The 11944-nt window shown below is 42.1% G+C and carries 9 protein-coding genes and 1 pseudogene; 4 read left to right on the forward strand and 6 right to left on the reverse strand.

The window, feature by feature from the left end; all coding sequences use genetic code 11:
- Window positions 1-27: 27 nt before the first annotated feature.
- The 3 genes from RM368_RS31745 to RM368_RS31755 form a co-directional block, all read right to left on the reverse strand.
- On the reverse strand, window positions 28-909 hold the full coding sequence (locus RM368_RS31745; RefSeq protein ID WP_322697734.1) for a CoA-binding protein: 882 nt from the start codon (window positions 907-909) through the stop codon (window positions 28-30).
- A 379-nt stretch (window positions 910-1288) separates the two neighbouring features.
- Window positions 1289-2575, reverse strand: coding sequence for a succinate--CoA ligase subunit beta (locus tag RM368_RS31750; RefSeq protein ID WP_322697735.1), 1287 nt, complete (start codon window positions 2573-2575; stop codon window positions 1289-1291).
- A gap of 442 nt (window positions 2576-3017) precedes the next feature.
- Window positions 3018-3170, reverse strand: coding sequence for a hypothetical protein (locus RM368_RS31755; RefSeq protein ID WP_322697736.1), 153 nt, complete (start codon window positions 3168-3170; stop codon window positions 3018-3020).
- Between the two features lie 53 nt (window positions 3171-3223).
- Between RM368_RS31755 and RM368_RS31760 the strand changes: the two genes are divergently transcribed.
- The 4 genes from RM368_RS31760 (at window position 3224) to RM368_RS31775 (ending at window position 7469) form a co-directional block, all read left to right on the forward strand.
- Window positions 3224-4981 carry a hypothetical protein gene (locus RM368_RS31760; RefSeq protein ID WP_322697737.1) on the forward strand — a complete coding sequence of 586 codons (1758 nt, stop codon included), beginning with the start codon at window positions 3224-3226 and terminating at the stop codon, window positions 4979-4981.
- A 330-nt stretch (window positions 4982-5311) separates the two neighbouring features.
- Window positions 5312-6097: a Mu transposase C-terminal domain-containing protein gene (locus RM368_RS31765; protein ID WP_322697738.1), complete on the forward strand. Its 786-nt coding sequence runs from the start codon at window positions 5312-5314 to the stop codon at window positions 6095-6097.
- 3 nt (window positions 6098-6100) lie between these two features.
- A complete protein-coding gene (locus RM368_RS31770; protein ID WP_322697739.1) occupies window positions 6101-6955 on the forward strand; it encodes an ATP-binding protein in 855 nt (284 codons plus the stop codon).
- The gene (locus tag RM368_RS31775; RefSeq protein WP_322697740.1) at window positions 6909-7469 is read left to right on the forward strand and encodes a TniQ family protein; all 561 of its coding nucleotides are present in this window, start codon (window positions 6909-6911) and stop codon (window positions 7467-7469) included. The genes RM368_RS31770 and RM368_RS31775 overlap by 47 nt, the downstream gene beginning before the upstream one ends.
- A 453-nt stretch (window positions 7470-7922) precedes the next feature.
- Here RM368_RS31775 and hsdR read toward each other — a convergent pair.
- The 3 genes and pseudogenes from hsdR to RM368_RS31790 form a co-directional block, all read right to left on the reverse strand.
- A pseudogene (hsdR, locus tag RM368_RS31780) lies at window positions 7923-9323 on the reverse strand (EcoAI/FtnUII family type I restriction enzme subunit R); the annotation flags it as partial.
- Between the two features lie 210 nt (window positions 9324-9533).
- Complete coding sequence (locus tag RM368_RS31785) at window positions 9534-10952, reverse strand: ATP-binding protein (protein ID WP_322697742.1); 1419 nt, start codon at window positions 10950-10952, stop codon at window positions 9534-9536.
- A complete protein-coding gene (locus RM368_RS31790) occupies window positions 10949-11899 on the reverse strand; it encodes a restriction endonuclease subunit S (protein ID WP_322697743.1) in 951 nt (316 codons plus the stop codon). Before RM368_RS31790 ends, RM368_RS31785 begins: the two co-directional genes overlap by 4 nt.
- Between the last annotated feature and the right edge of the window lie 45 nt (window positions 11900-11944).

The following is an 11944-nucleotide window of genomic DNA, read 5'->3' on the forward strand; positions in this document are numbered from 1 at the left end:
GTTAAAAATTGAATTACGAACTTGTAATTAGTTAATCTCCTTTCTCAATAATTCTGGAATTTGAGAAGGACGTTCAGCTACTGTTACTTCTGCTTCTTTTAAAGCAGCTAATTTACTTTGGGCTGTGCCAAAGTCAGGATCGCGTCCGATAATCGTTGCTAAAGTCCCCGTTTGCTGCCAAGTTTTTCCTGGTGGTGCAAGTCTTCCTGCAATGTAGGCAATTACTGGTTTATCAATTGCTTCAGCAATATACCGCGCTGCTGCTTCTTCACTACCACCACCAGGTTGACCAACTAAAACGATCGCTTGTGTGGTTTCATCCTCATCGAGAATTTGCAGCCATTGCAAAAATGAGGAACCGACAATCGCATCACTACCAATACTGACACTAATCGACTGCCCTAAACCTGCTTTTGTTAATTCGTAGGCAATTTCGTAGGTGAGGGTACTGCTACGACTAACGATCCCCACTGTTCCAGGGGTATAAAATTCGCTGGGTTGAGTTCCTAAGAGAATTTTTCCCGGTACAATGATCCCCGGACTATTTGGCCCGATTACCAAAGTTTCACAAGCTTCGGCTTTGCGGAGTAATTGCACCATATCCAAAGGCGGCACACCAGCAGTAATAATAATAATCTGGCGAATATTAGATGCGATCGCTTCTAATGCTGCATCCAACACGTCGTAAGGGTCTACACAAATAATTGTTGTGTCAATTGCCCCAAATTGTTCTATTACTTCCTCTACTAAATCAAATACTGGCAGTCCATGCAATTCCTGTCCGCCGCATCCAGGATTGACACCAGCTACTAAATTTGTGCCATAAGCTTTCATTTGAGCAACATGAGTGCCTGATATAAATTCACAAAAGCCTTGAATTAAGACTTTACTTTCTGGCGTTAGATTCATAAAAAATTACCGTAAATTTGGCAACCAGTGCCTTCAACCACTGGGCATAGAAACGACACATTTACAGTGTCGGATTGATTCAATTTTTACTGAAATTCCAAAAATTAGTCTGGAAGCTGAGTGTTCCAAAAGTGAGAGAACGCGCCTCTAGATAGGAATATCCAGTTTGAATGTACTTAATTTAGTCCCAAAAAGCAAAGCTGTAGTTTATTTGAGCATCAAATTCAACAATTTATACCCGACGGTAAAAATTAATAATTTTTGATTCTTGAATTGGAACAAAATAACATTCACTATCTTTTATCGTAAATCACTCGTGTTTAAGACCCCAACCAAAACACGTAACGCAAAGTCGGAGCTACTCAGCCTTTGGTCAGTTTCAGTCGGAATTTAAATCCCCGTCTGAAAATGTCTTTAATTTTGAATTTTGAATTTTGAATTTTGAATTCTTAATAACCGTTGGTTTAGCAAGGAGAACTGCTGCTGCCACCGCCTCATCTAAATTTTCTACCACGACAAGCGCATCGGTGCGGGTTTTTAGTGTTGTCAAATATTTTCTCGCAGTGTTAAATTCAGAACCAGCAAGACGGACAACTAAGGATGGAAAATTAAGCTCTCGCCGTTTACTACCATTAGAACGTACAACCTGTGATTGAAGTTCGCTGTCGTCTTGCTGCACTACTCTAGCTATAACTTCAGCCACTTCCTCAGTTTGCGGAATGCTACCTAGAAAGTTAATTAGTATTACTTGAATGCTTTTATCAGCCTCCAGCATTTTCAAACCTGTTTCTAGGCGATCGCGGAAGGTAGTTGGTGTAGTATCTGTAAGGAAAGCATGACGTAGATTCAAACAAACACCTGGATTGCCGCCAGCATTCGCAACTAAATCTAAAGTTGCCATCACTGAACCAGTACCATTACCTAAAATACCGATTTTTCCATGCATTTGTACACCATCCCAGTCGCCCAAAATACCGTTAATTTCAGTAGTGGTATGACGACTGATAATTTTTGCTGCCATCTCGGCCAGATCGGGATGACGCTTGATCGCTCGTTCGTTGACCCTGACTTTACCATTAAGAGCCATAACTTGACTAGTAGTACTGACTGCCAAGGGATTAATTTCGACTAAATCCAGGTCTTTTTGGACAAATAAGTGGTACATCTTCTCGACAACGCTGCTTACCGACTGCATCAGCGTTCCTTGCAAACCCATTTTCAAAGCCAATCGTCGGGCATAAAATGGTGAAAATTCCTGTTCCACGACAACGTAGTGCATTCTTTCGCCAGCCGATTCCCAATCGATATCTGCTTCATTGCAACCTAAAAGTACCGGTCGACAGGCAGCTGTGTCTAAAACCACTGCTAGATAAAATTCTTGGTTGGCGTCGTATCTAGATTCTGCCAGTACAACTTCCGGCAATTCGCCCCATATTGGTAAACTAAAGATATTTTGAGCTGCTGCGATCGCATCGATAGTCGTTTGGGCAAATCTGACTCCACCAGCTTTTGCCCGTTCCGCTCCGTGGACTTGAGATTTCAGTACAATTGGAAAGCGAATTTTTAACCGTTTCAAATCTGTAGGATGGTCAATTCGTTGGGAAGGCAATACCGGGATGCCTATCTTTGCAAACCATTCTTTAACTTGGTACTCTAATAAATCCATTGATACACCTTGTATTGACACTTTCCAAGATTTTGGTTATTCCTGTCTTGATATTTTGCAGCACCTTTATTGCAGAATTAACCTTTTTGCAGAGAGAAAAACTTATTTTTCACGGATCAATTTTATCGAATTCAGCAAATTCAGCATATTAATTTTAATAGTCAACTTGTTTGTGACAGGGCCACAACACATAATTAATTTACTCAGTAAGTTTCCCAGCATAGAAGATAACTAGCTTTTTTGTCAAAACCCTCTGACATAGCATCGTTTTCTTAACCTTTAGATAATTTGGTAAAAATTGCTTGCAACTAGCATTTTGCAAAGCAGTAGCTTTTGTGAATTTAATTATCGCAAAGTAATGCAGTGAAAATACCCAAATCCTTTATTATTCCCATTTTTTATTTCTAATTTATACCTGAAGACAGATTATTTAATTTTGCATCTAGCGCTGTAAAAATGTATCGCCACGAACAATGACTACTTTTTTAATTTTTGGTGAAAAGTCAGAATTTGTGTTAGAAAGTTGGTCGTTCAGATTCTCAGGCTGTGGTTGGTTAAACTGTGCATTTGCATTCAACAAACCTAAAAAGTTCATTTCATCCCCTTAAAGATAATCAAAACAATATAGAAGTTCAGCGGGAAAGCTGTATGAAAGTAGCAGTCCAGCAGGAAGATTTACAGCTTTTAGCCAAAACTTTGCAAGAACAATTACTTGTAGAAGTCTCAACCGCTGAAGTCTTCGAGGTGAAGTGCGTCGTCAATAAAGGCGAGCTAATGATTTTAACGCAACACGCGTCAGATGTAATCGTTGACGCTCAACTAATTTTTGCAGTCATTGAGGAGGTACTTCAGTCTCTAACACCCCACAAAGAGCAACGGGTGCAATGTTTTCTGAGAGTTTTTGGCGAACAACTCCCTTATGCTAAATGTTTCTTGGCGTTGAAGCCGATGGGGGGATGGGTAGCAGAGGAAGATAGGGAAGTACAAAAAGATGAGGAAGTAATATCCCCCTCATCATCTCTGACATATTCTCCATTAATCAATGAGAGCGAAGAAGAAAAAGAAGAAGAACTGTTTGACCCGTTTGCAGATGTGCCGAATTTCTCGGCTTCAAAGCCAGGATTCCAGGCCAAACCTATCCTCCTGGGTGCAGCGTTGGTGGGAATTATAGTTTTAGGCGGTGGTGCTTACTTATTGACTCGCCCTTGCGTGATGTCTGAGTGTAAGGAAATACAAAACGCCGAGCAATTAAAAACAAAATCTCCACAACTAATGCGCCGCGCCAAGTCTGAAAAAGAATTAGTTGCTCTACAACAGCAACTTGCAGCAGCCAGCACAGACCTGAATGTAATTCCTAGTTGGTCGCCTCGTTACCAGCTGTCACAGGAACTAAAAACAAGTTTATCAGGGCGATCGCAAAAAATCAATCGGGTGGTCAAAGCTTTGCAAACGGCATCTTTGGCGACACAAAAAGTTCAAACTCCAGCATCTAGCTTAGAGGAATTACAAACTAGGCAACACTTATGGCGACAGGCTATAGCGCCACTAGAAAGTATAAGTTCTAGTAGTGAACTCTATGGGCTAGTGCAGGGTAAATTACTGAATTATCGTGTTCGTTTGCACGCTGTAAATCAACAGATATTTATTGAGGAAAAATGGCTGAAAAAACTAACAATGGCAAAAGGTGTAGCTGTTGCAGCCGAGAAGCAGGAGGCTGCTGCTAAATCCTTGAATGACTGGCAAAAGGCGCAATCTACTTGGCTGGTGGTAATCAATGCCTTGAATACGATTCCCCGAAATAGCGTTGGATACCAAGAAGCCCAAAAGCTGTTGGTAGATTATAAACCTAAATTAGTATTAGTACGCGATCGCGCTACTAAAGAACAATTAGCTGTTAAAACCTACCAACAGGCCCTTACCACTGCCAAGCAAGCCAAAGTTTATGAACAACAAAAACAATGGCAAGCAGCGGCGATATATTGGGAGCAGGCTTTGCAAACTGCTAAAAAAGTTCCCCAAGATAGCTTGTACTACACTCAGGCTCAGTCTCTAAGCGAACCCTATTCATCTGCGCTCAAACAAGCACAAGAAAAAGTACAAGTTGTTACTAGTTTGCAACAAACCCGCACTGACTTAGATAAGACTTGTATTAATGGAATTCGGATTTGCACCTTTAGTATGGACAATGCAGAAATTATTGTTCGACTAACCCCTGAGTATGACCAAATAAGGCAAAATAACTTGGCTAATCCTTATTCTCAGAATTCGGATACTGCTGTTGACGTTACCAATCACTTGCAAATCTTACGCGAAGCCCTAGCCGTAATTGGTGAAAATGCCAATCTATCCCTTTTTCTTTATGATTCCCAAGGTCAGGTAATTTATACGCGGACTTTAGGCGGGTAAGTAAAATACTGATTGAAGTATAAAGGATGAATTGTACATTAACTAATTATTTGTCAATTTAACAAAATACTGCTACAGCATTTCAAATACCTAAAACCCTGACACAGTAAGTATTATGTCAGGGTTTTTCCTATTTCAGGAAAATAGCGAATGTACATGTACTTTCGCACATTATATGTCGCAATTCGCAGATAGTGTCGCAACCGCATCTAAATAACCGAAATCTTTATTCTGTAAGGATTATCAACTATTTAATGTCTCAAAGATTTACCTGGTTATACAGGGTCAAATGTTCAGGAACGCCCCAAAAATGCAGAGAAAGAAGCGTGTTTGACAATACAAGATATAGACAAGATCCTAGCTAGTTTCTTTTGTGATATTTATAACCACGAACTATATCCCAAAGATCCCCGCGAAACAAGATTTGAGCGCTGGTTTAGAGGAATGGGAAGAAAACTACCTGAACCTTTGGATGAGCGAGAATTGGATATCTGTTTGATGAAAGAAGCGCAACGAGTTGTTCAAGCGCATGGATCTATACAGTTTGAGAACCTGATTTATCGAGGAGAATCACTCAAGGCATATAGAGGTGAATTTGTAACGCTTAGATACGATCCAGACCATATTCTGACTTTATATGTCTACAGTTGCGAAACTAATGATAATGGAGAAGAATTTTTGGGTTACGCTCATGCTGTAAACATGGATACCCATGATTTGAGTCTAGAAGAATTGAAAGCCTTGAATAAAGAGCGAAGTCAAGCTCGTAAGGAGCATTTTAACTATGATGCCTTATTAGCATTAGGTAAACGGAAGGAACTTGTAGAGGAACGTAAAGAAGACAAAAAGGAAAAAAGACGCTCAGAACAAAAGCGTCTACGTTCAGCTTCTAAAAAAACCTCAAATGTTGTTGAACTGAGGAAAAGTAGAGCTAACGTTTCTTCAAACAAAGATGACAAACTGGAACTCTTGCCAGAGAGAGTTTTAAGGGAAGAAATACAGCTTCCGAAAACAGAACTGCAACCAGAAGTATCTGGTCAAGCTGACACTCAAGAGCAGGAGAGACACAAGCTGCTTGTCCCTAACCGTAAACAAGATTTGAAGAAGATTTGGTAATTTATGGCGCGATCGCAACTTGCTATTCAGTCCTCCGTTGAAGCCTTAGCTCCTGAGCTAGATTTAAATGCTCAACTTGCTAAACTCGTTGAAATTGAAGAGATATTCAATAATTGCTTCATACCAACCGATCGTGCTTCCGAATATTTCAGATGGTTAGATGAGTTGCGGATACTGAAACAATGCGGTCGAGTAATTGGCCCCAGAGATGTGGGGAAAAGTCGAGCGTTTCGTCACTATCGCCAAGAGGATAGGAAAAAACTTTCCTATGTCAGAGCTTGGTCAGCATCGAGTTCCAAGCGTCTATTTTCGCAAATTCTTAAGGATATTAACCATGCAGCACCAACAGGTAAGCGGGTAGATTTACGTCCAAGATTGGCTGGTAGTCTTGAATTATTTGGGATAGAACAGGTCATTATTGACAATGCTGAAAATCTCCAAAGAGAAGCACTGCTAGACCTCAAGCAACTTTTTGACGAATGTCATGTTCCTGTCGTCTTAGTTGGAGGGCAGGAGCTAGATAAAATCTTGGTCGATTTTGATTTGTTGACTAGCTTTCCAACACTGTATGAGTTTGACCGCCTAGAATACGATGATTTTAAGAAAACACTAAGTACAATTGAATTCGATATTCTGGCTCTGCCTGAAGCTTCTAATTTATCTTGCAGTCCTATATTTGAGATTCTAGCTGAAAGTACAGGTGCGCGAATAGGACTGCTAGTCAAAATACTAACGAAGGCAGTATTACATTCACTCAAGAATGGTTTTGGCAAAGTTGATCAAAGCATTTTAGAAAAAATCGCTAGTCGCTATGGCAGAAAATACATTCCCCCTGAAAACAGAAATAGCAATAAATGAAGATTATGACATTTTGCCAAGGTTAGGTTATGTCGAGCCATACGAAGGAGAGAGCATTAGTCATTATTTGGGGCGGTTACGTCGATTTAAGGCTAACAGCCTACCTTCAGGATACTCTTTAGGAAAAATTGCTGGTCTTGGTGCTATTACGGGACGATGGGAAAAACTTTACTTTAACCCATTTCCTAATACACAGGAGTTGGAGGCTTTGGCATCTGTGGTGGTAGTTAATGTGGATAGATTAAGTCAGATGTTACCACCCAAGGGGATGACGATGAAGCCCCGACCAATTAAATTATGTGCTGCTTGTTATGTGGAAGTCCCTTGTCACCGAATTGAGTGGCAGTTTAAGGAGAAAATGAAGTGCGATCGCCACCAATTACGTCTGTTAACCAAATGTACAAATTGTGAGACTCCTTTCCCAATTCCCGCAGATTGGGCGCAAGGTGAATGCCCTCACTGCTTTTTGCCTTTTAGTACAATGGCGAAGCGTCAAAAAAAGCTTTCACAATAACGTGTGAGTTTTATAAGCGATCGCACTTCCACTAATAGCCCGAAGACTACCAATAAGAAAGAGACGGGAATGCTCCACGTCTCCAGGTGATGGGAAATTACCTATGATGTCCTGTTACGCTACATCTGCTACCAATAAGCCATTAACAGCTATGATGATCAACTGCGCTTGCAAAGGAGTCTCAAAACACGGTCTTTCATCCCTATTAGAGGGCTGGGCTACCCATTTACCCTCAAGATTTTGATAAAAAGTACCTAGCAATTGCGAACCGTTCCAAACTCGATAAAGTTCTCCAAAATCATCGGTAACAGAATCAATCTCTATTTCTGGTGGTGCTGGGTCATGTAAATGGTTAATACCAATTCTGTATGAAGATGCGCCAAACTAAATAAGAAACGAACCGCAAAGAACGCAAAGAAAGAAGCCAAGAGAATTTAGCGCAGCCTCACAAAGAAATGGTATAAGGTGCTGTTCGCCGAGTTTCCCATCATCGGCGGTGACGCGAACACAGTAATTAGGGTTACTGCTAATCTTCATTTGATTGATTAAATCGCGCACAGCTAGAGCATGGTTTTGGTTGGCGCAAAACACCAGAGTTTTTTGATTCTGGTTAATTTCTTCCATGAACAGTTGCACGCGGTAACGTTCGCGATCGCGAATTTCAATAATGCGGTTGAAGTCTGCTTCAGTGTAGGTTCTGGCTTCTTCTACTGCACCTTCGATTAGTTCATCTTCAGTGCTGTAAATATATTCATCTAGGGTAGTTTCGATTTGCCTGACTTTGAAGGGAGTAAGAAACCCGTCGTTGATGCCCTCTTTGAGGGCGTAAGTATATACTGGCTCGCCAAAGTAGGCGTAGGTGTCTGCGTTGTTTTTTCGTTTGGGGGTGGCGGTGAGTCCAAGTTGGACTGCTGGGGAGAAGTATTCTAAAATACCGCACCAGGTGCTTTCGTCGCTGGCTCCGCCTCGGTGACATTCATCAATGATGATGAAGTCAAAGAAATCGGGGGGATAGTCGCTGAATTTGGGCGTAGGATTACCAGCGTCGTCCCGTCCAGTCATAAAAGTCTGGAAAATGGTAAAAAAGATACTGCCATTTTTGGGAACTCGACTGCGTTTTTTGATGGCTTCGGGGTCGATGCGGACTAGGGCATCGTCGGGGAAGGCAGAGAAAGAGTTATAGGCTTGGTTGGCTAAGATATTGCGATCGCTTAAAAACAAAATTCGCGGGCGACGGGTGGGTTGTCTGCTGAGGTTCCAACGGCTTTGAAAGAGTTTCCAGGCGAGTTGGAAGGCGATGAAGGTTTTACCTGTGCCAGTTGCCATCGTTAACAAAATCCGGTCTTGTCCTTGGCAGATTGCTTCTAGGACGTGCTTAATGGCATTGTGTTGATAATAACGGGCTTCCCATGTGCCGCTTTTATCTTCAAAGGGGATGGCAGCAAAGCGATCGCGCCACGCATTATTTTCGCTAAAGGTCGCTTCCCAGAGTTGATCCGGGGTGGGATATTGCTTGATGTAGCCTTCTGCCCCTGTGTGCATATCTACTTGGTAGATGCCGATGCCATTTGTAGAGTAAGCAAATCGAGTCTGCAACTTTTCGGCGTATTTTTTGGCTTGTCCTAAACCTTCCGTATCTCGTAAGTCGCGTTTTTTCGCTTCGATGACGGCGAGTTTTTCACCACGATAAACCAGGACATAATCGGCTATGTCTGATTGAGCGCGTTTACCGTTGCCAATTAAGCGACCAGGGGCAATAACTTCGCGGCGGATGCGACTACCTTCGATAACTCCCCAATCTGCGGCTTTTAATGCGGGGTCAATTAGTTCGGCGCGGGTTTCGGCTTCGTTCATATTTCGCTCATCTCGATTTGCGTTAAAACACTTTTTTGTAGATTCTGCAAGGGTTTGAGGATTTGAGAGTGACTCACCTCGATTTGCTCTAAAACACTTTTTTATTGGTTCTGCACGGGTTAAAGGATTTGCGTTAAAACACTTTTTTGTAGATTTTGCAAGGGTTTGAGGATTTGGGAGTGACTCATCTCGGTTTGCGTTAAAACACTTTTATGCCCAAAAAGGGAGATAGCGAGCATAGCGGGTAGAGGTTGATTCGGATTCGTCAGCCTTGATCAAGCCAGCTTCTTTGGTAGCTCCTATAATCAGAGAAACGGTTGCTACTTGCGAGTCACTTAGACGGAACCGCTCCCGTAGGGTTTGGTTGGACATTCGTTGATTGCTGACATACAGCAGACAACAATGTTGGTAGCAGGCTCGAATTCGGTCTGTTTTGCTCCTATTGGCAAAATCCTGATGAGCAAACAGCACTGCTGTAGTGCGTGTGTCACCTACTCGAAAATCTGGCGCGGGTAGTTGAAACACTTCTGCTGCATTTACAACTTTGTCAATGCCACTGCCTTTTTCTTCACATATACCGAAACGTCGCATTATGTCTGCAAGTTGTTCGTTACGGGAGCGATTTTCATCAATAAATCGCTCGACCTTAATAGGCGGAATGCCGGGATTAGATATCTCAATGCGATCGCTATACATCTCGATCATCACCGAAGTACCTGTTGCTAGAAAATCCTGATGCACCAAAGCATTAGCAATAAGTTCTCGTAAAGCCTGTTCTGGAAACATCTTTACTTCTTCCCGCACAACTTCCTCGATAAAGCGATTTTGAGGTGCTGCTGAGTGGACGAAATCCACTAATCCGTCAAAACCAACGGCATATCCTCGGTTGTCTATCTTGTCTTCACGAGTTTGTAGTTTATTGATACCTTCGTAGATTACGACACGGGGAGCTTTACGAGCCAAGGTAGGGGAAAAAGCATCCAGTTTTTTTGCCAACAGGATCGCAGCTAGGTTTGTGATTGTCCAACCATGTGCTGTTGGTTTAATTAACTGTTGGCTCTGCAATCTTTCTAGGACAGCATCGCGGGTAGTTGGATAGGGAATTTTTAGCAGTTCAAAGTATGTTTGGGTATCTAGGAGGGCGATTACATCGTCCGGGCTAGCGTCACATCGGGCAGGTTGGCAAAACCAATCTTGTTGATCTTCTGCAAAAATTCTCTTGAGTACATCTGGTGTCATCGGTACCAAATCTTCTCCCGCCCTCATTAAGTAGGCTCCATCAAACGCTAATGGTTGCCCGACAGGACGGGTTGGCACTTCAAAAACCAGCACTCGTCCATCAGGATGCAGCAATTCTGTAGCGTCTACCCGAAATCTGAGTTTCTCCACAATGCGAGCTTTGATATCGTTGAGGGCGGTTGAGGATGGAAAAGCTTGGGAACCTACCACCCGACGCGGGAGTTTGTCGGTTACGCCCAAAACCAGATATCCACCACCTTCGTTGGCTAAAGCCACACAGTAGCGCAACAATTTGGTTGTATCATACTGTTGCTTGGCTTCTTTGAATTCTAGCCGTTCTGTTTCTGCGGGTGCATTCAGCCATTTTTCAAGGTTTTCAAGGGTAATCATGCAGCATTTACCTCTTGAGCCTCTTGAGCCGCTTTTGTTGTTTGGTTGGCGGTGTCTGCGGTGAGTTCGCCAGTGAATGCTTTTTGCAGAATGGATTGTTTGAGTTCGTTGAGGGCGGCGAGTTTTCGGCGGTAGAGGGTTTCGAGGCGTTGGGTTTCTGTACGCAGAAAGATTAAATTTTCTACAATTTGCTTTTGTATGGATAGAGAAGGGAGAGAAATCGGATAACTTTTTAATTTCGTTCCGTTTATATTTGCTTGGTTAACACTACGGCTCATTACTGACTTACCATACTCTCTAGCTGTGTAGCTATTTAGGTAAAAGTTGAGAAAATCTGCATCTATTAACTCTTCTTTCCTATGAATTCTAATTAAGTACCCAGCAAAAATAGCTGGCATTTCACCTTTGTATATTGCCGTTTTACCTACGTGTTCATCACTATTGGTTCTGTTAAATAAAACATCATTATATTTAAGTAAATATTTGTTAATCTCTTCTTTGTCAATTGAGTATACAAGGTTGCTCCAATCAATCGCGCCATTCTGAATATTTCCCATTCTTAGTACGGGAATTTCTCCTTCGACCAAGGATTTAGCCGAAGAGCCATATTCTACCTTTTCACACACATCCCCTAACGTCTTCTCTACCCACCCGTCGCCTTTATGGGTGAAGATGGCGTTTAGATAGCTTTCAAATAGTTCGCGGGAATTGGCGAGGTTTTTTTCGGTGTTTGCGATCGCTCTATCAATCCCCTCAAACGCCTCATCCATAATTGCCACAATCCGCTTTTGTTCAGACTCTGGTGGAATTGGTATTTCTAGTTTTGCTAGCATTGATCCAGATACATTGGGGAACGTTGCTCCAGAACCAAGATGATAAATAGTTTCACGGTTGACATGAATAAAAAAATTAATCCAATCCTGGTATTTTTCAGATCGAATTGTCAACGGGAGCATCCAGTTTTGGAAGATTTACCATTTCTGAGAAAATGT

This window comes from Nostoc sp. DedSLP03 (assembly GCF_034530815.1).
Lineage (GTDB): Bacteria > Cyanobacteriota > Cyanobacteriia > Cyanobacteriales > Nostocaceae > Nostoc.